19 protein-coding genes are annotated in these 20900 nt (G+C 61.0%); 16 read left to right on the top strand and 3 right to left on the bottom strand.

Annotated features, from left to right (window positions below; translation table 11 throughout):
- Positions 1-10 precede the first annotated feature (10 nt).
- Genes MMG91_RS10950 through MMG91_RS10935 form a run of 4 tightly spaced genes read left to right on the top strand, consistent with a single transcriptional unit; the run spans position 11 to position 3858 of the window.
- Complete coding sequence (locus MMG91_RS10950; RefSeq protein ID WP_310659585.1) at positions 11-1525, top strand: TolC family protein; 1515 nt, start codon at positions 11-13, stop codon at positions 1523-1525.
- A complete protein-coding gene (gene cysC / locus MMG91_RS10945; RefSeq protein ID WP_305447715.1) occupies positions 1509-2114 on the top strand; it encodes an adenylyl-sulfate kinase in 606 nt (201 codons plus the stop codon). Before MMG91_RS10950 ends, cysC begins: the two co-directional genes overlap by 17 nt.
- Positions 2111-2896 (top strand): aspartyl/asparaginyl beta-hydroxylase domain-containing protein, encoded by a 786-nt coding sequence (locus MMG91_RS10940; protein WP_310659599.1) that lies wholly within the window; start codon positions 2111-2113, stop codon positions 2894-2896. Before cysC ends, MMG91_RS10940 begins: the two co-directional genes overlap by 4 nt.
- Positions 2884-3858: a sulfotransferase family protein gene (locus MMG91_RS10935; protein WP_310659584.1), complete on the top strand. Its 975-nt coding sequence runs from the start codon at positions 2884-2886 to the stop codon at positions 3856-3858. The genes MMG91_RS10940 and MMG91_RS10935 overlap by 13 nt, the downstream gene beginning before the upstream one ends.
- A 45-nt stretch (positions 3859-3903) precedes the next feature.
- Here the strand turns inward: MMG91_RS10935 and MMG91_RS10930 are convergent, their stop codons facing one another.
- Together MMG91_RS10930 and MMG91_RS10925 are read right to left on the bottom strand one after the other, a co-directional pair.
- Positions 3904-4662, bottom strand: a complete 759-nt coding sequence (locus MMG91_RS10930) for a slipin family protein (protein WP_310659583.1) — start codon at positions 4660-4662, stop codon at positions 3904-3906.
- Between the two features lie 29 nt (positions 4663-4691).
- Complete coding sequence (locus tag MMG91_RS10925) at positions 4692-5219, bottom strand: NfeD family protein (RefSeq protein WP_305447718.1); 528 nt, start codon at positions 5217-5219, stop codon at positions 4692-4694.
- 192 nt (positions 5220-5411) lie between these two features.
- Here MMG91_RS10925 and MMG91_RS10920 point away from each other — a divergent pair, with 192 nt between their 5' ends.
- The 8 genes from MMG91_RS10920 to pgaD all read left to right on the top strand — a co-directional run bounded on the left by MMG91_RS10920 (position 5412) and on the right by pgaD (position 15641).
- Positions 5412-5879 carry an aminoacyl-tRNA deacylase gene (locus MMG91_RS10920; RefSeq protein WP_305447719.1) on the top strand — a complete coding sequence of 156 codons (468 nt, stop codon included), beginning with the start codon at positions 5412-5414 and terminating at the stop codon, positions 5877-5879.
- A gap of 132 nt (positions 5880-6011) precedes the next feature.
- Complete coding sequence (locus MMG91_RS10915; protein ID WP_258698464.1) at positions 6012-6257, top strand: DUF2789 domain-containing protein; 246 nt, start codon at positions 6012-6014, stop codon at positions 6255-6257.
- 259 nt (positions 6258-6516) lie between these two features.
- Positions 6517-7152 carry an NADH:ubiquinone oxidoreductase subunit N gene (locus MMG91_RS10910; RefSeq protein ID WP_305447721.1) on the top strand — a complete coding sequence of 212 codons (636 nt, stop codon included), beginning with the start codon at positions 6517-6519 and terminating at the stop codon, positions 7150-7152.
- Positions 7153-7432: 280 nt separating this feature from the next.
- On the top strand, positions 7433-8944 hold the full coding sequence (locus MMG91_RS10905; protein WP_310659582.1) for a YdgA family protein: 1512 nt from the start codon (positions 7433-7435) through the stop codon (positions 8942-8944).
- A 325-nt stretch (positions 8945-9269) separates the two neighbouring features.
- Positions 9270-11750 (top strand): poly-beta-1,6 N-acetyl-D-glucosamine export porin PgaA, encoded by a 2481-nt coding sequence (gene pgaA / locus MMG91_RS10900; protein WP_310659581.1) that lies wholly within the window; start codon positions 9270-9272, stop codon positions 11748-11750.
- A gap of 12 nt (positions 11751-11762) precedes the next feature.
- Entirely contained in the window at positions 11763-13760 is a 1998-nt protein-coding gene (pgaB, locus tag MMG91_RS10895) for a poly-beta-1,6-N-acetyl-D-glucosamine N-deacetylase PgaB (protein WP_310659580.1), read from the top strand.
- Position 13761: 1 nt separating this feature from the next.
- Positions 13762-15117 (top strand): poly-beta-1,6-N-acetyl-D-glucosamine synthase, encoded by a 1356-nt coding sequence (gene pgaC / locus MMG91_RS10890; protein ID WP_305447725.1) that lies wholly within the window; start codon positions 13762-13764, stop codon positions 15115-15117.
- Positions 15114-15641, top strand: a complete 528-nt coding sequence (pgaD, locus tag MMG91_RS10885) for a poly-beta-1,6-N-acetyl-D-glucosamine biosynthesis protein PgaD (protein WP_310659579.1) — start codon at positions 15114-15116, stop codon at positions 15639-15641. Before pgaC ends, pgaD begins: the two co-directional genes overlap by 4 nt.
- On the opposite strand, the gene MMG91_RS10880 is transcribed toward pgaD, so the two are convergent.
- Complete coding sequence (locus MMG91_RS10880) at positions 15638-17167, bottom strand: FAD-dependent oxidoreductase (protein WP_310659578.1); 1530 nt, start codon at positions 17165-17167, stop codon at positions 15638-15640. The genes pgaD and MMG91_RS10880 overlap by 4 nt on opposite strands.
- A gap of 140 nt (positions 17168-17307) precedes the next feature.
- On the opposite strand from MMG91_RS10880, the gene MMG91_RS10875 reads away from it, so the two are divergent.
- From MMG91_RS10875 to MMG91_RS10860, 4 genes are all read left to right on the top strand, one after another.
- Positions 17308-17868 (top strand): YbhB/YbcL family Raf kinase inhibitor-like protein, encoded by a 561-nt coding sequence (locus MMG91_RS10875; RefSeq protein WP_310659577.1) that lies wholly within the window; start codon positions 17308-17310, stop codon positions 17866-17868.
- An 87-nt stretch (positions 17869-17955) separates the two neighbouring features.
- The gene (locus tag MMG91_RS10870; protein ID WP_310659576.1) at positions 17956-19695 is read left to right on the top strand and encodes a VWA domain-containing protein; all 1740 of its coding nucleotides are present in this window, start codon (positions 17956-17958) and stop codon (positions 19693-19695) included.
- 8 nt (positions 19696-19703) lie between these two features.
- Entirely contained in the window at positions 19704-20285 is a 582-nt protein-coding gene (locus MMG91_RS10865; protein WP_310659575.1) for an RNA polymerase sigma factor, read from the top strand.
- Positions 20282-20881 carry a hypothetical protein gene (locus tag MMG91_RS10860; RefSeq protein WP_310659574.1) on the top strand — a complete coding sequence of 200 codons (600 nt, stop codon included), beginning with the start codon at positions 20282-20284 and terminating at the stop codon, positions 20879-20881. The genes MMG91_RS10865 and MMG91_RS10860 overlap by 4 nt, the downstream gene beginning before the upstream one ends.
- Positions 20882-20900 lie beyond the last annotated feature (19 nt).

Here is a 20900-nt window from a genome sequence, read left to right as displayed (position 1 = left end):
GGCTCCAAGGATGAAGAGAAGTCAGAAGTTATTCGGCGCCAGCTTGCTGGCGCTGGCGATCAGCGGATGTGCAGTCACCAGTGAACCGATCGAACGTAGCGTCAGCCAACAGCGCGCCAAAAGCGATCTGCAAAACATGTACACGGGGCAGGAGCCTCTCAGTGGCCCACTGACCCTGCACCAGGCCATGGCCCGCGCGGTGAAATACAACCTCGAAGGCCGGCTCAAGATCATGGAAGAGGCCCTGGCCAAGCGCCAACTCGACCTCGCGAGTTTCGACATGCTGCCGCGCATGGCGTTGGACGCCGGGTACGTGGGGCGTAATAACGTCAGCGCTTCCAGCAGTCAGAGCGTGGAAACCGGCGCCCAGTCCCTGGAACCATCGACCTCCCAGGACCGCGACCGTGAAGTGGCGGACCTGACCATGGTCTGGAACGTGCTCGATTTTGGCGTCAGCTATATCAGTGCCAAGCAGCAGGGCGATCAGCGGCTGATCGTGCAGGAGCGGCGGCGCAAGGTCATCAACACCATCGTGCAGGACGTGCGCTCGGCCTATTGGCGAGCCATGGCCGCCGAACGTTTGCTCAAGCAAATCGACAGCCTGATGGCTCGGGTCGAAACCGCTCGCACCAATAGCCAGAGCATGAGCGAGCAGCGCATCGGTGATCCGATTCAGGCGTTGGGTTATCAGCGCTCACTGATCGAAGCCACCCGGCAGCTGGAAGAGCAACGCCGCGCACTGTCGCTGGCAAAAACCGAACTGGCGACTCTGATCAACCTGCCTCTGAGCACCGAGTTGACGCTGGCGACCCAGGATGACTATGTCATTCCGGAGCTCAAGGTCGACCTCGCCAGCCTGGAGCAGGAAGCCCTGACCAGTCGGCCGGAGTTGCGAGAGCAGGATTACCAGACCCGCATCAGCGCCGCCGAAACCCGCAAAGCCATGCTGCGTCTGCTGCCGGGGCTGGAGTTTTCCGCTGGTGGGCATTACGACAGCAACTCGTTTTTGGTGGAACAGGGCTGGGCGGATTACGGGGTGAAAGTCACCTGGAACCTGTTCAATGTGATTTCCGCACCCGCCGCGATTGACGTCGCCAAGGCGGGTGAAGAAGTCGCGACGGCGCGTCGGCAGGCGATGTCGATTGCCATCCTGGCGCAGCTTTACGTGGCCAACGCCAACTATCGCGAGGCGATGCGGCAGTTCAAGACCAATCAGCAACTGTCAGACATTGATGGGCAAATCGTCGGTCAACTGCGCAACCGCTATCAGGCGGCCGGGCTGGGTGAACTGGATCTGATCCAGGGCGAGCTGAACACCTTGCAGGCCGATCTGCGTCGTGACCTGTCCTACGCCGACCTGCGCAACGCTTACGGGCAAATCTTCGCCAGTGCCGGTCTCGATCCGCTGCCGGACGAAGTGCAATCGACCGAAGTCCAGTCCATCGCCACGGCCCTGGCCAATCGCGAAGAGGCGTGGGCGGCGGGCAATATCTCAGTGCCGGTGGCCCATGCCCCGGTCCAATAACCTGCTGGCGCCGACGGCGAGCATCAGCCGCGCCCAAAGAGAGGCCCGCAATGGTCATCGCGGCACGGCGGTTCTGCTGACCGGTTTACCGGCAGCGGGCAAGTCGACTTTGGCCCAGGCACTGCACGCCGAGCTGTTCGAGCACGGCGTACAGAGTGTGGTGCTCGATGGCGATGGACTGCGGGTGGGGCTCAATCGCGATCTGGGGTTTACCGACAGCGATCGCCTGGAAAACATTCGCCGCGCCAGTGAACTCGCGGCACTGTTGGTCGAGAACGGACAAATTGTCATCCTCGCGATGATCGCGCCCTTGGTGGAGTTGCGTGAATTGTTCGCCCGACGGCTGGGCGAGGATTACCACGAAGTCTGGTGCAGCGCCTCGTTGGCGGTGTGTGAACAGCGTGATCCCAAAGGTCATTACGCTCGGGCTCGACGGGGTGAGTTGGCGGGGTTCACCGGAGTTTCCGCGCCTTACGAACCACCTCCGTCTGCGTCGCTAGTGCTCGACACGGGCGCGCAGTCGGTGGAGGCCTGTCTCGACCGTTTGCTGACCTGGCTCGGCGAATGCGCGGTGCTGCCGAAACGATGAGCCTGCCGGCCTTCTCCCGCTTGCCGGTAACGGTGGATCTGCCGTTGCTGTTGCAGGCGCTGGCGGCGATTGGCGAGGATGACTGGCACAGTCACTTCAATAGCGATTATTACGTTGGCGACTGGAGCGGTGTGGCGCTGATTTCCGCGACCGATGCCTTGACTGAACTGTCGCCCGGTCGCGGCGAGACTCTTTTGCGTGCTCCCTGGCTGCAAGATATTCGATGGCAGCAAGGGCTGCGGGATCTGCCGCTGCAGATCGTCTGCGCGCGCCTGTTACGGCTCGGCCCGGGCGGGCGCATCCATGAACATCGCGACTATGATCTGGGCGAACCAGACGCTGACTTGCGTCTGCACATCCCGCTGCTCAGCCCACCTCAAGTGGACTTTCTGCTGGATGGCCAACGCATGCCGATGGCCGCAGGCGAATGCTGGTTTCTCGACCTGTCGCGGCCTCATCGCGTGGACAATCACGATACCCAGGCACGGATTCATCTGGTGCTCGATTGCCGGCCCGGTGCCTGGCTGGAGCAGGCGATTATCGACGGGCTGGCAACTACGCCGTCACCGGAAATCGGTCATGACGCTTTTGCGCGGTTCAAGGTGTTGGTGGCCAGTGATCCGCAGCTGTGCAAGTCCTTGCAGGGGTTGCAGGACAACGAAGCTTTTATCGTCCGTACTTTGGAACTGGCCGCCGAGCGTGGACTGGCGTTCCCCCGTGAACAACTGCGCGCGGCGATGCGTGACGGTCGTCGTCAATGGAATGAACAATGGAGCGCCTGAACCTCGAAGGCTGGTTGCCGATCCGCGTCTGGCAAGAGGTTGGGCAATGGCAAGTCGACTGGTGCTGGTTCGGTGACACGCGTCTGCGTCAGCCGTTTTTTCGTGATGCAGTGGAAGACGCGCTGCGACTGCCGTTCAATCAGGCGTTTCGCCGGAAAACGGCATTGTCGACCCTTGTTGACTGGCAGGCTTGCAGTCCCGGCCTGGCCCCAAGTGCCTTTATCTTTCACGCCTCCCGCTGCGGCTCAACCCTGATCAGCCAGATGTTGGCGCAACTCGATAACCACGTTGTCATCAGCGAACCACCGTCGCTGGATGCGTTGCTGCGCAGTGATTTGCCCGCCGTTGAGCGCCGTGCCGCCATCAAAGGGTTGCTGTCTGCCTATGGGCAACGTCGGCTTGGCGTGGAGCAACGGCTGGTAATCAAACTCGACGCCTGGAACATTGGTGAACTGCCGTTGTTGCGCGAATGCTTCGACGAAACACCGTGGTTGTTTCTTTATCGCGATCCACTGGAAATTGCCGTCTCGCATCTGCGTCGCCCAGGCATGCACTTGGTGCCGGGGATGATCGGGGCGAGCGTGCTGGATGAGGAGTTTCCGTTCAGCAGCCGTGAGGATTACATCGCCCGGAGATTGGGGCGGTTGCTGGCATCGGGGTTGGCGCAATGCCTGGCGTTTGGCGGCCTGGCGGTGAACTACAGCGAACTGCCGCAGGCCATGGCGGGGCGTTTGGCAACGTTCTTTGCGTTGGATATCGAGCAACGCAGGCAAGTGTTTACGGCGGTGGGGCAACATGCCAAGCAGCCGTCGCAGGTGTTTGTCGGCGACAGCGATGACAAGCGTCGTGAAGCCTCGGTGCTGCTTCGTGAGCGGGTGGAACACTGGGCGCGCGAGCCTTATGAGGCATTGGAAAAGGATCGCAGCCTTCACCTCCTACAATGGCCCGGCGTACACCTGTAGGAGCTGCCGAAGGCTGCGATCTTATGGGGCCGACAGATTATTTCCTTAGGGTTTTGACGACAAATCCGCCATCCCTTTGAGCAACTCGATCGGCAGCGGGAAGACGATGGTCGAACTCTTGTCCCCGGCAATCGAACTCAGCGTCTGCATGTAACGTAATTGCATGGCCCCCGGTTGGCGGCCGAGCATTTCGGCAGCCTGCATGAGTTTTTCCGAGGCCTGCAATTCGCCTTCGGCGTGGATCACCTTGGCCCGACGTTCCCGTTCGGCCTCGGCCTGTTTGGCGATGGCGCGAATCATCGATTCGTTGAGGTCCACGTGCTTGATCTCGACGTTGGCCACCTTGATGCCCCAGGCGTCAGTTTGCGCATCGAGCACTTGCTGGATGTCGACGTTCAAGCGTTCCCGTTCGGCCAGCAATTCATCGAGTTCATGTTTACCGAGCACCGCCCGCAATGTGGTCTGCGCCAGTTGGCTGGTGGCCATGAGAAAGTCTTCGACCTGAATGATCGCCCTTTGCGGATCGAGCACGCGGAAATACAGCACCGCATTGACCTTGACCGAAACGTTGTCGCGGGTGATCACATCTTGCGTCGGCACATCGAGCACCACAGTACGCAGGTCGACACGGACCATTTGCTGAACTACTGGAATCAGCAAAATCAGGCCAGGGCCTTTGACTTGCCAGAAGCGCCCGAGCTGGAACACCACACCGCGTTCGTATTCGCGCAGGATACGGAAGGCCGATCCCGCCAGTGCAATCAGCAATAACAGGAGCGCGGAAAAACCCAGTTGCAGACCCATGACTATTCTCCACCATCATTGTTTATGGTTTATGCGGGCGCCGCGTCAGCCGCGGCCACTTCCAGCAGTAGCCCCTTGCGTGCCACCACCCGGACCTGTTGTCCCGGATGCAGCGGTGTTGCGCTCAATATCTGCCATTGCTCGCCTTGCAAGTGCACCCAACCGAAATAAGCACTACCAGCCTGCAACGACGTTACCTGCGTCACACTGCCCAGCAATTCGTCGTCGCCGCTGACGTTGCGGCGCGGTCGGGTTTTCAGGGCGCGGATCAGCAGGAAAGTCAGCAGCAGTGCGCTGATCAGCCCCAAACCGATCATCAAGGGAACAGGGAGCTCGGCGTTGGTCAGAATCACCGCGCCGAGCACGAACATCACAAGGCCGCCCAGACCGACCACGCCGTAATTGGGCAAGACCGCCTCGGCGATCAGAAACGCAATGCCGAACGTGATCAGCCAGATCCCGATAGGGTTGGGAACCAGCAAGATGACGGTGTCCGCTGCGAAAACCGATCCGCTCAAGGCCAGCAGCAGCGCCATGGCACAACAACGAATGCTCACTTGACCCTCCGCAAGAGTGATCCTGCATACAAGTCTAGTTGAGCCTGTGCTTGTATAAATTTTGACCAGTTGTCGACAGTGTCCGACGGGCGGATTTCCCGCCGGATGCCACCAGCGCGCCTAGACTTTTAATGGAGACAAAAAAGTTAACTATCGTCCGCGATTTCGTTACTACGGACACCGAGGTGCATCATGCGTATGGCAAAAACCGTGCAGAACAGCCTCGATAAGGCTCACTGCGAATATGACATCGTTTCTCACCCGCACTCGGCCAGTAGCCTTGAAACGGCTCGGCTCGCGGGCATCCCTGCCGAACGGGTCGCCAAATCGGTGATTCTCGACGACAGCCACGGCCACTACTTGATGGCCGTGCTGCCCGCCAGCTGTCACCTGGACCTGAGCAAAGTACGTGGGAGCGGCGAATGGCAAGTCACCCGGGAAAGCAACCTGCCGCGCCTGTTCGACGATTGCGAACGCGGTGCCGTGCCTGCACTGGGCGAATCCTACGGGATGGACATGGTCATCGACCCACTGCTGACCCGGCAGAAAGACATCTACCTCGAAGCCGGCAACCACAGCAATCTGGTGCACATGAGCGTGCCGGAATTTCTGAAAATGGTGCCCCATGCCCAGGTGTGCGAGTTGAGTCAGTCGGCATAGCGTTGACCTGACTACCGTCATCGCGGGCAAGCCTCGCTCCCACAGGACTTGCGAAAACCCTGCGGGAGCGGGCTTGCCCGCGAATAGCCGCACCGCAGTCACCCATTCAATACGATCAAGAAGGAGCCAAACATGGAATCCCCTACCCACAGCCTCTCATCCCTCTTCAAACAACTCGGCCTGCCTGATGACGCCGAAAGCATCGATAAATTCATCGCCACCCATTCACCACTCAAACCCGAACTGCACCTGGCGGACGCGTTCTTCTGGAGTGAGAGCCAGGCAGAGCTGCTGCGTGAGGAGATTCTGGATGATGCCGATTGGGCGGAGGTGGTAGATCAGCTGGATGTGCTGTTGAGGAAGGGGCGGGGGGTGTAAAAAATCTGGATGAAAATGGCGAAATGTAAAAAAATGGTGAGTGGTAAGAAATGAGCAAAAACTTAGTTTGTCAGCTTTTTCCAGGGGTGCTCAGGTAATAGACCAGAATAAAGTCGTTTCTTTGGGTGGCGGCCGGGAAAGCGGACGAACGCAAGGGTCACACCCCGGCAAACCCTGAAGCCGTTGCTATGCTTTGACTTGATGGGGGCGCGCGGCGAACCCGTCGATCAAGGCTTGCGTTGGTCATGGGGATCTAATAATGAAAAACCCTTACGCTCCCGGCTTCTGGTGCGCCATTGCGGCATTGGTTTTGCTGTCGGCCACCTATTTCTACGGCGTCATGCTGGCCCACCAGCTCGACACGGCGCTGATATTCCTCGACAGCGTGGTGGCGTTGATCGCCGTGATGGCTATCGTGGTGGTCGCCTGGGCTTCTTTACAGAGCCAGCGCATCAAGAAACGACAACTCGAACAAGGCAAGACCCTGGTGCTGATCTGGGACACCAAGGTGGCTTTGCGTCGCGTCGAAACAGTATTCGATCGGTATTTCTGGGGCAGTTACTGGCAACCGGGGCGCACGTTCCAGGAAGTCATGGGCGAACTCACCGGCACGCCGCTGGAAAAGAGCCTCGAAACCTTGAAAAAACAATGCCTGGCGCTGGACAAGCAAGTGGCCGACGAGGGCTGGCACTGGCTCAACAATGCCCGAGAGCTGTCCGATGTCGCCAACGCCATGGCCCGCGAACGCTATCAGTTGGACTTCTGCGACCCGCGCGCGGAAGTGACCGGCGGGGCGGTGATCAATCGGGATTTTGAAGTGCTGGTGTATACGTGGACGGCGCGGCTGAAAAGCTTCGATCATCAGCTTGATGAAATTGAAGTGCAGTATTCGTGAATTGAGGTTGGCTGGACTGACGCCATCGCGGGCAAGCCCGCTCCCACAGGTTCAGCGCGATCCTTGTGGGAGCGGGCTTGCCCGCGATGGCAATCTTACAGCCGCCGAAACTCTCGCTTCTTCTGCGCGGTCCATAGACACTCTTTCACCTTTAATCATTGGGCCGTCTTGCGGCGCAAATGCTAATCTCCATCCCACTTTTAGCGAAGTCGAGCCGCAACCCGTCATGGGTTCAGGGAAGACGACCACACTTTCACAACGGACATTGAACGGGTACTTCATGAATAAATCAGCAGGCGTGCTTCTAGGAATTGTGGTGGCCATCGGTGCAATCAGCGCTGGCGGTGCGTGGTACACCGGCAGCAAACTCGATGGGGTGCTGAACACCTCGATCGCCGACGCCAACAAAGAACTGCAAGCCGCGCTGGCTGGTTCCAACGGCACGGCATCGCTGGAGCTGGTGTCGCTGGACCGCCATGTGTTCAGCAGCACCGCACACTACCGCCTCAAGGGCGAGGGCGAGATGTTTGGTGAAGCGCCCGTCGAGTTGCTGTTCGTCGATCGCATCGAACACGGCCCGCTGCCGTTCTCGCGCCTGGTGTCGCTGAAGTGGTTGCCGGTCCTGGCTACCAGTCACTACGAGCTGGAAAAGACCCCGCTGACCGAGAAGTGGTTCGCCGCCGCCAAGGACAATTCCCCGGTCAAAGGCGTGGTCAACATCGGCTACGACAATTCCACCACGGGCACCCTCGAATTTCTGCCGCTGGAAACAGCGCTGGATGACAAATCCAGTCTGACTTTCTCCGGTATGAAACTCGATGTAGCCGCCAGTGCCCAGGCACAAAAGGTCAAGGCCGACGGTTACATGGACAGCCTGAAGCTGACCACCGTGGCCGAAGATCAGACCCCGGTGCAGGTCGAGCTCAACGGCTTGACCGTGGCCAGTAACCTGAACAAAAGCACGTACGGCTATTACACCGGCGAAAACACTATCGAGCTGACCAACAGCAAGACCACCTTCGGCGCCAAGCAGTCGGTACTCGGCGTCAAGAACTTTGAAATGAAGAACAAGACCGAGGAATCGGGCACCAACGCTTCGGGGCGTGCCGATTACAAGGTCGGTGAAGTGTCTTTGAACGGCAAGACTGTCGGTTCTGCGCAGATGGCCATGAGCCTGAAGAACCTCGACATTCCGTCAACGATGTCGCTGATGCAGATCTACCAGACCAAACTGCAACCGTACGAGAAGGCCGCCGCTGAAGCTGCTGCCGCCGGCCTACCGGCGCCGGAACTGAACCTGACCCCGGCCGAAGAGTTACAGGTCAAGGCCGGTCTGGAGAAACTGCTGGCCGCCGGCCCGCAGGTGGCTCTGGAAAACCTGTCGTTCAACACCAGCAACGGCGAAAGTCGCGCCAACCTGGTGCTGGACCTGACCAAACCACAATCCATGGACCTGCCGCCAGACCAATTGGTCAAGCAGTTGATCGCCCTGCTGGACTTCAACCTGTTGGTGTCCAAGCCAATGCTGGTTGACGTGCTCACCGTGCAGTCGCAAATCGACGGCCAGACCGACGCCAAGCTGATCGCCGATCAGGCGAGCGCAACCGCCGACATGTTCAGCAGCATGGCGGTCGGCACGCAATTGGCGAAACTGGACGGTAACAACGTCGTCACCAAGCTGCACTACGCCAACAATCAGGTGGACTTCAACGGCCAGAAAATGACCCTCGAAGAGTTTGTCGGCTTCGTGATGAGCAAACTCGGCGGCACGGGCGACGTCACCCTCCAGTAAAACCGCAGGCTTCAGCGCAACGCCCGGCCTCTGCAACACGCAGACGCCGGGCGTTTTGCTGTCTGGGGTTTCGAGACGGGGAGAGGGGGAGAAGATTCCAATGCCAGTCAGTCAAGCGCAATCCATGTGGGAGCGGGCTTGGCTGACCGGCATTAGAGATGGCCCGAACGTCACGAATCTGAACAATTATTGTGTTCGGAAGAGTCGACTACGTTCGCATGCAAAACTGCGTCGATAAAGCTTGGCTGGGTCTTTCGACCCGGCTTTCCGCTACGAATGGGCAAGGGACATTGCGACCCGGCTGGCCATGTAAGGATGCTGACGAATGCCGTGTTTTGCTGGTCCCTTTATTCATCGTGGTTTGCGCCCCTTGTTTCGCGTTGCGCTGTGCGGCCAGTTGCTGTGGCCGATGCAGGCGCTCGCCGACACCCCCTACGACCAAATGGTTCGCGACGCACGGGCCGGCAATTACACGCCTGCGCTGACTGTGTTGCGCCAGGTGCCGGTAAACCAGGCCACCACCGGCCAGATCAGTGATCACTTACAGATCGCCAGCTGGGCGGGTCTGGACGCCGAAGTGGTCCGGGTCTATGAAACCCAGGGGCACAATCGGGCGCTGCCGGTTCAGGCCCTGACCGCCACCGCGCGTGCCTATCGCAACCTCAAGCGCTGGGACTCGGCGACCCAGGTGTACAACAAGGCCCTGACCCTTGCACCGCAAAATCCCGACCTTCAGCTGGGCCTGGCAATGACCCAGGCCGACGCCGGTAAACCTGACGAGGCCGTTGCCCGCGCCAGGTCGCTAGTGGCGGCGAAACCGGATGACCCTTCCCGCCGCCTGGCCCTGGCCTATGCCTTGACCCACGCCGGCGCCACCTACGAGGCGTTGTTTGAATACGACCAGGCTTTCATCCGCGCCGGCAGCAAGCCCGATGTCGCTCGGGAGTACGTGATTGCCCTGCAACGCGCCCGTTTGCCGGAACCGGCCTTGCGCCTGGCGCGTCAGCGGCCGGGGTTGCTGGATCCGGTCACCTTGCGACGCCTTGAAGGTGACCTGGCCGCAGAACGCGTGCGCCTGGCCGAGCTGGCCACCCGCAGCGAAAAAGAACGTTATGTGATCGCCGATCGGGCGCTGGCCGATTACGACCAGTTGCTGTCGACCTGGACCCCGGATTCTCAGGCCCACGATGACGTCATCCGCTGGCGAATCGATCGCATGGGCGCCCTCAAGGCCCGTGCGCGCACCGCCGATGTGATCGCCGAATACCAGAAGCTGCTCGCCGAAGGCGTGAAGATTCCGACCTACGCCCTGCGTTGGGTGGCGTCGTCCTATCTGGACCAGCGTCAGCCAGAAATCGCCACCGATTTGTATCGTCAGGTGCTGGTGGCACCGGATGCCGATGTCGGCGACCGCCTGGAAGATAGCACCGCGCTCTATTACGCCTTGCTCGAAAGCGATAAGGCCGATGAAGCGCGTAAGGTCGCCGAAGACTTGGCCAAGACCCAGAAGCCACGGGTCGAGCTCAAGGGCTTGCCGGTGGGCAACCCCAACGATGAATGGATGGACGCGCAGCAACTCGCCGCCCAGGCTGGCACCTACGGCGCTGATCTACCGTCGGGCGAGCAGCGTTTGCAGGTGCTGGTGAATCAGGCACCGGGCAACCTCGGCCTGCGTCTGGCCCAAGCCGATCTGTACCTGGCTCGGGACTGGCCACGGCGCGCCGAAAATCAGCTCAAGGAAACCGAGAGCATGGTGCCACGGGACATCGGCCTGGAAGTTGCGCAAGGCCACACCGCCATGGACCTGCAGGAATGGCGGCAGATGGATGCGCTGACCGACGATGTGGTCGCGCGTTTTCCGGACAGCCGCCAAGTGCAGCGTTTGCAGCGTCAGCGTGCGGTCCATGACATGGCCGAGCTGCGGGTAGAGGCCTACGGTGGCAAGAGTTATGGCGGGGGCAACGGCGACGCCGGGGCGGTCAACGGCAGTCGCGATTTCGGCATCGAAACCACGCTGTACAGCCCGCCCATCGATGAAGACTGGCGTCTGTTCGCCGGTGCCGGTTACGCCACCGGCGACTTCCAGGAAGGTACCGGCCACCATCGCTTTCAGCGCGTCGGGCTTGAACGTCGGACCCGCGACATGACCCTGGAGGCGGAAGTCTCCAACCATTCCTACGGCTTCGGTGACAAACAGGGCGCGCGCCTGGCGATTGCCCGAGACATCGACGATCACTGGCAGTACGGCGGCAGCCTCGAATACCTGTCGGCGCAAACGCCGTTGCGGGCCTTGAACAGCGACATCACCGCCAACGGCGGCAGCGGTTTCATCCGTTGGCGCGCCAATGAGAGCCGCGAGTGGAGGCTGGCGGTCAGTCCCTCGCACTTCAGTGACGGCAACAACCGTGTCGAAGCCTTGCTCACCGGTCGCGAGGGTGTTTACCGCGCGCCGGCGTTGCAGGTCGACCTCGGCCTGGAGGTTGGCACCAGCCATAACTCCAAGTCCGACGACGTGCCGTACTTCAACCCCAAATCCGACTTCAGCGTGCTGCCGACGGTGAACGTCAACCATGTGCTCTATCACCGCTACGAAACTTCCTGGAGCCAGCAGTTCCAGGCCGGTGCGGGCACCTATAGCCAGCGCGATCACGGGACCGGCGGCGTCGGCCTGCTGGGTTACGGCCAGCGCTACAGCTGGAACGACGTATTCGAGGTGGGCGGCCTGCTGAGCGTGATCAACCGGCCTTATGACGGCGACCGCGAAACCGATCTGCGCCTGCTCGTCGACCTTACTTACCGCTTCTAGAAGAGTTTGAAGATGCCTTTTATTTCGCGTTTCATCCTTCTGCTGGGAGCGCTGTTGATCAGCGCCTGCGCCCAGCAAGCCCCGGCCTTCGCACCGCCGTCCGAACGCCCGGTGTCGGCCAATGAAAAGTCGTGGCCGAAAAACCATGTACTCGGGATCTCTTACCACGATGTCGAAGACCGTGACCCCGATCAGGCGGTAGTGGCCGTGCGCACCGAGCGCCTGATCGAGCAACTGGCGTGGCTGCGGGAGAACAACTACACACCGGTCACCGTCGACCAGATCATGGCCGCTCGCAACGGCGGCCCCGAACTGCCGCCACGGGCGATCATGCTGAGTTTCGATGACGGTTATTCGAGCTTCTATACCCGCGTGTTGCCAGTGCTGCGTGCCTATAACTGGCATGCCTTGCTGGCGCCGGTCGGGGTGTGGATCGATACACCGCTGAACCAGCCGGTGGATTTCGCCGGTACACCGCGCAAGCGTTCGGATTTCCTGACCTGGGAGCAGATCCGCGAGATTTCCCGATCCGGCCTGGTGGAAATCGCCGCCCACACCGACGCCAGCCACAAAGGCGTGTTGGCCAACCCGCAAGGCAACCTGCAACCGGCGGCCGCCACTCGGCGTTATGACGCCGCTACCGGGCGCTATGAATCCGAAGCCCAATTCCAGGCCCGGATGCGCGCCGACGTGGCGGCCATCTCGGAGAAGATCCGCAAGGTCACCGGTTACAAACCGCGGGTCTGGGTCTGGCCCTACGGCGCGGCGGACGGCACCTCGCTGCAAGTGGTCAACGAACAGGGTTATCAGATGGCCCTGACCCTGGAAGACGGCCTCGATGCCCTCGACAACCTGATGAGCAGCCCGCGCTTTCTGGTGGCCTCGGACCCGGATGGCGAACACTTCGCCAACAGCATCGTCTCGGTGCAGGCCGAATCGCCGATGCGCGTGGTGCATGTGGACCTGGACAACGTCTACGACGCGGACCCGGCGCAACAGGAAATCAACCTCGGCACACTGATCCAGCGCATGGCCGACATGGGCGCCAACACCGTATTCCTCCAAGCCTTCGCCGATCCAGTGGGCGATGGCCTGGTGCATTCGCTGTACTTCCCCAACCGTCACCTGCCAATGCGCGCCGACCTCTTCGACCGCGTAGCCTGGCAGTTGCGTACTCGGGCTAACGTCAAGGTCTTCGCGTGGATGCCGGTGCTGAGTTTTGCCCTGGACTCGAAGTTGCCACGGGTCACTCGCTGGGACCCGAAAACCGCTACCACGTCGATCGATCCGGATCAGTACAAACGCTTGTCGCCATTCGATCCAAACGTGCGGCGTATCATCGGTGAAATTTACGAAGACATGGCACGCCTGACCTCGGTCGACGGCATCCTCTATCACGATGACGCGGTGCTGTCGGACTTCGAAGACGCCGGCCCCGAAGCCCTGAAAATCTATGCCGCCAACGGTCTGCCCGGTTCGATTGCCACCCTGCGCGACGATCCAGCCATGCTGCAACGCTGGACGCGATTCAAGAGTCGCTACCTGATCGATTTCACACATGAGCTGACCGCCAAGGTCCGCGCCATTCGCGGCCCGCAAGTGAAAACGGCACGCAATATTTTCGCCGAGCCAATGCTCAACCCCGAGAGCGAAGCCTGGTTCGCGCAGAACCTCGACGACTTCCTGGGCGCCTACGACTGGACGGCGCCGATGGCCATGCCGCTCATGGAAAAACAGAGCCTCCAGCAATCCGGCCCTTGGCTCGAAACGCTGGTGGCGACGGTGAAATCGCGCCCCGGCGCACTCGAGCGCACGGTGTTCGAATTGCAGGCCCGTGACTGGACGAAAAAAGCCGACGCCGACATCGACGGCGAACAGTTGGCTGACTGGATGGGCCGCCTCAAGCGTCAGGGCGCCACCAGTTTCGGCTACTACCCGGACAACTTCCTCGAGAACCAGCCGGACCTGAAAGCCGTGCGGCCCGCGCTCTCCAACAAGTGGAATCCATAACATGCTGGACAGACTTCTAGCCCTGCTGGTTCTGGCGATCGTCCTTGGGGTTCCCCTCGGGCTGATCTTTCTGCTCACCGGGCAATTCCTGATGGACTTCGTGTTCTTCTATCCGCTGTTCATGTCGGGGTTGTGGATCGCTGGCGGCCTGTATTTCTGGCTGCACTGGGAGCGGCACTGGCCGTGGCAGGACGATACTTTGCCGCCACCGCTGGCCGGCGAACCGCTGATCTCGATCCTGATCCCTTGCTACAACGAAGGCGACAACGCGGCCGATACCATCCACGCGGCGCTGGCCCAGCACTACCCGAACATCGAAGTGATCGCGATCAACGACGGCTCCAAGGACAACACCGCCGCGGTGCTCGATGCACTGGCGGCGCAGGATCCGCGTTTGCGGGTGCTGCACCTGGCGGAAAATCAGGGCAAGGCCGTGGCCCTGCGCATGGGCGCCATTGCGGCGCGTAGCGAGTATCTGGTGTGCATCGACGGTGACGCGCTGCTGGCGCCGAACACCGCGGCGTATCTGGTGGCGCCGATGCTCGACAATGCGCGACTGGGCGCCGTGACCGGCAACCCGCGCATCCGTACCCGTTCGACCTTGATCGGCCGGGTGCAGGTCGGCGAGTTCTCGTCGATTATCGGCCTGATCAAGCGCACCCAGCGGGTGTTCGGGCGGATCTTCACCGTCTCCGGGGTCATCGTCGCCTTCCGTCGCACGGCCCTGAACCGGGTCGGCTACTGGAGCCCGGACATGATCACCGAAGACATCGACATCAGTTGGAAGCTGCAACTGGATCACTGGAGCATTTTCTACGAGCCCCGCGCATTGTGCTGGATCCTCATGCCCGAAACCCTCGGCGGCCTGTGGAAGCAGCGTCTGCGCTGGGCCCAGGGCGGCGCCGAGGTGCTGTTCAAGAACATCCGGGGCATCTGGCAATACCGCCATCGTTACCTCTGGCCGCTGCTGTTCGAATACTGCCTGTCCACCGGTTGGGCCTTCACGTTCCTGCTGTCAGTGATTTTCTGGGGCGTCGGCAAATTCGTTGAAATGCCGCCAGCCATTGCCGTCGATCACCTCATGCCACCGGCGTTTACCGGGCTGCTGTTGGCAGTGGTTTGCCTGGTGCAATTCGCGGTCAGCATCCTGATCGACCGCCGTTATGAAAAGGGTCTGGGCAAGACCATGTTCTGGGTGGTCTGGTATCCGCTGGTGTTCTGGTTCATCAGCTTGCTTACCACCTTGGTCAGCTTCCCCAAAGTGCTGTTCGGCCAACATCAGAAGCGTGCGCGCTGGGTCAGTCCGGACCGGGGCATCAAGCCGCTGAATGACGATGAAGAGGAGGTCATCAAATGAAAATCATCAGAACCCGGCAGCGGCCCTTTCTGGTCGTGATCGATGTTCTTCTCACCGTGCTCGCCTGGGTCGGTCTGCTGTATTTGCTGGCGCGGGGTTTGTGGCCGTTGATCGATTCCCATGCCGGCCCGCGTATCGATGCGTCATTTTTCGACGCCCTCGGCACATTGCAGATTTACCTGTGGGTGGCGTTGTTGAACGCGGTGATCCTGATCACGTGGGCGCGTTATCAACAGCGCAAAAGCAAGAGTTTCGCCCAGCGCCGTTTGCCGGCGCCGGTGGTGGATGATCAGGGACTCAGCAAAAGCTTCAAGCTGACCGGCGACCGGCTGACGAAACTGCGCACGCCGGGCTCGATGACCATTCACAACGATCAGGCCGGCGATGTCAGTCATGTCATTACACACGTCTTCCCCGTCGACCCGGCCGAGCTACCGCCGCCCTTGGCGCCATTGGAGCATCCGTTCGTGATTCGCTTGCCGGCCGAAGATGACGACAATCGGGAGCCGATGAGCCACGTCTAGCCAATGTCCCGAATCAGCCGCCAGGCCTCGTCCACCGACAGCGGTTGTTTCATGCGTTCGGCGAGCATTGCCATGGCTCGCTCCTGATCGCAGGCAACGGCCGCCGCCACCACGCCGTTCTTGCCGAACAGGCCGATAAACGGTGGATGGTCAGGGTCGCCTTTGAATTCAACCTCGTCCCAGGCCTCGGCGTGTCCGAGGTAGTCATAGTTTTTGCCGAAGTGCCAGGTCCAGAAATACGGTACGTCGAGGTAGCGTTCGTCACCGCCGAGCATATTCGTCGCCGCAATTCGCGCCTGTTGCTGGGCCAGGCGCCAATGCTCGATCCGTTGCGGCTGGCCGTTGAGCGGGAAGGTCGCAATGTCGCCGACGGCCCAGAGCCCGTCGGTCACGCGCATTCCACCGTCGACCTTCAATGACTGATCTTTTTCCTTCGGCAGATCGGTAAACGGGGTGGTCGCCGGGGTGACGCCAATCCCAACCAGCACCAGATCCGCCGGCAAGCGCTGACCGTTGTCCAGCAGCACCGCTTCGACCTTGCCTGTGCCTTCGATCTGCGCGGCTTCGCCATCGGTATGAAACACCACGCCGTTGGCCTCGTGCAGGGCACGAATTGCCTTGCCGACGGTATCGCCGAATTGCGCCGCGAAAGGGATGGCATGGCGGGCCAGGACGGTGACGTCGAGGCCGTACTGACGCAGGGATGAAGCGCATTCCAGACCAATGAAGCTGTTGCCGATGATCACTGCTCGTTGACCGGGTTTCGCGGCTGTCAGAATCTGCTGCGCCTGCGCCATCGAGCGCAGCACGAATACCTGCGGCAGATCGGCGCCCGGCAACGACAGGGATCTGGGGATGCCGCCGGTGGCGATCACGGCGGCGTCATAGCTCAGCGATTGACCATCGGCCAGGCGTAGGGTCCGGTTCGGCGCATCCAGGCCCAACACATCGCTGTTTATCCGTTCAATGCGCTGTTCGCGATAAAAATCTTCATCGCGCAGCGGCGGCACTTCGTCCGGCGGCATCTCCCCGGCAATTACGAATTTGCTCAATACCGTGCGGTCGTAACCGGCCTCGGGCTCTCGGTCGATCAGCAACACCCGGCCGCCGAAACCTTTCTCCCGCAGCGCCGCCGCGCAGGCCGTACCGGCGGCGCCGGCACCGATGATTACAAAGGTTCGCTTATCATCCTCCGGCGGTGTGCTGGGGCTGGGCATCGGCTGGTCGTCGACCCAGACCTCGTCGTCGCGCAACTCCAACGGATAGCGCCGCAGACTGTCCAGGGACGGTGGCTCGCACAGCGCGCCATCTTCGAGCCGATAAGCCGCCTTGTGCCACGGGCAGATCAGCCGGCCCTCACACAGCGCACCTTTGGCCAAGGGAGCCCCGGCGTGGGGACATTTGCCCTGATAGGCGCGCAATTGATCGCCGACCCGCAGCAAGACGATTTTCATCTTGTCGATCCGGACTTCAAGGCCACGGTCGTGGGGCACATCGGCGAAACGGGCGACGCGATGCAGTGCCATGATCGATCTCCAGGCAGGTGTTTCACTTAGGAGTTTGGCGCTTATTCCGAGGTTCAGCCAATTCCCACTGCCACCGCACGAACGGTGCGGCTATAGTTTGCCAGCCGACGACGGCCCCACCCCGCACAAGGTGCTCCGGTATGACCCGATTGACCTCTTTGAACCCTTGGCTGGCGGCCGTTGCAGTCGCCTTTTGCGTGCAGTTTCCGGTGCAGGCTCAGGAGCGTTTCACCCTCAGCATTCCCGGTGTTTCGGACAATCGGCTGTTCACCGCGGCGGCGGCCAGCGATGCCAACAGTTGCGGCGGCAAGAACCAGTCCCCGGCCTTGAGCTGGAATGCAGGCCCTGCGGGCACGCTCAGCTACGCCATCGTCATGCACGACCCGGACGGCCAGAAAGGCCTGGGTGTCGATCACTGGATTCATTACGGCATCAAGGCCACCACGCGTCAGATCCCGGCCGGAGTCGGCGCCAAATCCGCCCTCGAAGGCGTGAGTGGCAGCAACAGCAAAGGCACCACTGGCTACATTGGCCCTTGCCCGCCCGTCGGCGACAGCTCCCATCACTACATCATCCAGCTCTACGCCCTGGACCTGGCACCAGACGCCTTGCCCGCCGGCCTGACCCGCGCGCAGCTGATGGAGCAGATCAAAGGCCATGTGCTGAAAAACAGCAGCGTGGTGCGGCGTTATCACCGCTGAAGATTTTTTCCGGTGAGTTAACCCGAACCCGGCGGGCTGTCCGTCTCAGAGGATGAATGAGTCAATTTCCTCCTGAGGTCAGCCCCCATGTCCCTCCCTCTGCGTTTCCTCCGCCCGGCCGCCCAGGGTTTCGCCGCCGGGTTGCTGCTGGCCGTTGCCGGTTGCGGCGGTTCATCCACACCAGCCTCTGAGACGGGCAACCCGGCAGTGGTTGCGCCTCCGGCTCAGAGTGAACCGAAGACTGAAGCGTTAGTGCGTCGAGAGGCCGCCACAATGGCTGACACCGCGATGGCCAAGCGCAATGCACGACCGGGCCCGTTGGTCGCTTTCGCGCCATTGCCCGCTGGTGAAACTTATCCACAGGGCTACCGGGATGAACAGCGCGAGCAATATCAGGCGCTGGCCGATAACCCGATTCACAGCGTGGCCGAAGCGCCGGTCTCGACCTTCAGCGCCGATGTCGATACCGGCGCTTACGCCAACGTCCGGCGCTTGCTCAATCAGGGGCGTTTACCCCCGGAAGGGGCGGTGCGGCTGGAGGAACTGGTCAATTATTTCCCCTACGATTACGCCTTGCCCACCGACGGCTCGCCATTTGGCGTGACCACCGAACTGGCGCCATCACCCTGGAACCCGCATACCCGATTGCTGCGCATCGGCATCAAGGCCTCCGACCGCACGGTGGCGGAGCTGGCCCCTGCGAACCTGGTGTTTCTGGTGGACGTGTCCGGCTCAATGGACCGTCGCGAAGGCTTGCCTCTGGTCAAAAGCACCCTGAAATTGCTGGTCGATCAACTGCGCGAGCAGGACCGGATTTCGCTGGTGGTCTACGCCGGAGAATCCCGTGTGGTGCTGGAGCCAACGTCCGGACGGGAAAAAGCGAAAATTCGTACCGCCATCGAGCAATTGACGGCGGGCGGCTCGACCGCTGGCGCGTCGGGTATTGAACTGGCTTACCAAATGGCGCAACAGGCATTCATCCCCAAAGGCATCAACCGCATCCTGCTGGCCACCGACGGTGACTTCAACGTCGGCATCAGCGACTTCGACAGCCTCAAGCAAATGGCTGTGGATAAACGCAAGACCGGCGTCTCTCTGACCACCCTGGGTTTTGGTGTGGATAACTACAATGAACACCTGATGGAACAACTGGCCGACGCTGGCGACGGCAACTACGCCTACATCGACAACCTGCGCGAGGCGCGCAAGGTGTTGGTGGATCAGCTCGGCTCGACCCTCGCAGTAGTAGCGAAAAACGTGAAGCTGCAGGTGGAGTTCAACCCGGCGCAGGTCAGTGAATATCGGCTGTTGGGCTATGAGAACCGCGCCTTGAAGCGTGAGGATTTCAGCAACGACAAAGTCGACGCCGGAGAAATCGGTGCAGGGCATACGGTGACAGCGTTGTATGAAATTGTGCCCAAGGGTGTGAAGGGCTGGCTGGAACCGCTGCGCTATGCCAATCCTGGGGCCGAGGCTTCCGCAAAAAACGGAGAATTGGCGATGCTGCGGGTGCGTTATCAGTTGCCGGAAGGTGGGAATAGTCGCTTGATCGAGCGGCCAATACTGAAGGGCGAGGCCGGTAAACTCTCGGCCGCCAGCGATGATCTGCGCTTTGCCGCCGCCGTCGCTGCCTTTTCCCAGCAACTCAAAGACGGGCGTTACACCGGTGATTTCAGCCTGAAAGACACCGAAGCCCTGGCCCGTGGCGCACGAGGCGATGACCAATTCGGCCTGCGCAGTGAATTCGTGCAGTTGGTGGAGCTGGCGCAGAGCCTGCGAACCTCGACCGCCTCGAATCAACCGCCCAATGACAACCGGATAGAGTGAAAGCTGACATGTCCGATCCAGCAATCAGCTCAACCGCCGGCAGCGATGAATCGCTGCTGGCGCGTTATCGCTCTGGCGACGGGGCGGCGTTCGAAGTTTTGTACGCCCGCCACCGCCAGGGCCTGTATCGATTTCTCCTCGGCCTCAGCGGTAAACCCGAACTTGCCGAAGAGGTCTATCAGGAAACCTGGCTGAGCCTGATCCGCAGCACCAGTCAGCCACAAGGCCGGGCGAACTTTCGTACCTGGCTCTACCAGATCGCCCGCAACCGCCTGATCGATCACTGGCGCAAACACGGCATCCACAACCCCTTGCACGACAGCTACGACGAACAGGCCCACGCCCTGATCGACGACGCAGCCGACCCCGAACAACTGCTGAGCTTGAGCCGCGACGGTCAACGCCTCGAAACCGCCCTGCAAACCCTGCCCGCCGACCAGCGCGAAGTGTTCCTGCTGCGCGCCCACGGCGACCTCGACCTGCCGCAGATCGCCACCCTCACCGAAACACCGCTGGAAACCGTTAAAAGCCGCTTGCGCTACGCCCAGCAAAAACTGCGTCGGCTGCTGGCCGAGGAGGTACTGACATGACTGACGCCAAACAGACACCGCCATCGCCCGACGATGAAGTGCTCAAGCATTTTCGCGATCACAGCAGCGGCGAACCACCGGCGCACCTCGACGCCTTCATCCTCGCCACCGCCCACCGCGAAGCCCCCAAACCGAAGCCGAACCTGTGGCAACGCTGGCTCCGCGCCTGCCAACAACCCCGCTGGCAAGTGGCATTCGCCAGCCTCGTTGGCGTGGCCCTGATGCTGGCCCTGGTGCAGCGCACACCCGAACAACTACCGAGTTATGACTTCGCCCCCGCGCCCAAAGCGTCCGCACCGCTCGCCAAACCGGAAGCCGCCGCGCGCTCCCAGGCTGCGCCCGCACCGGCTGCGCCGATGGCGGATTTTGCTGCACCTATGCAACGTGAATCGATCAACAGCGAAATGGCCGACGAAGCCAAACTCAGCAAACGCGCCGCCGCGCCGGTTAAGTCACTGGATGATCAATTACGTGAAGTGATACGCCTGCAAGACGCCGGACAAACCCCAGCCGCCGAGGCGCTGATGGCGACATTGCACAAGCGCTTTCCCAAGGAAAACCTGGCGGCCAAACTCAAGGAATTGCAGAAAAAATGAGCTGAACAGCGGTCGACGA

Source organism: Pseudomonas sp. JL3 (genome assembly GCF_031570575.1).
Classification (GTDB): domain Bacteria; phylum Pseudomonadota; class Gammaproteobacteria; order Pseudomonadales; family Pseudomonadaceae; genus Aquipseudomonas; species Aquipseudomonas cucumis.
Note: the sequence above shows the minus strand (reverse complement) of the source record. Positions and strands in the feature narration are given on the sequence as shown.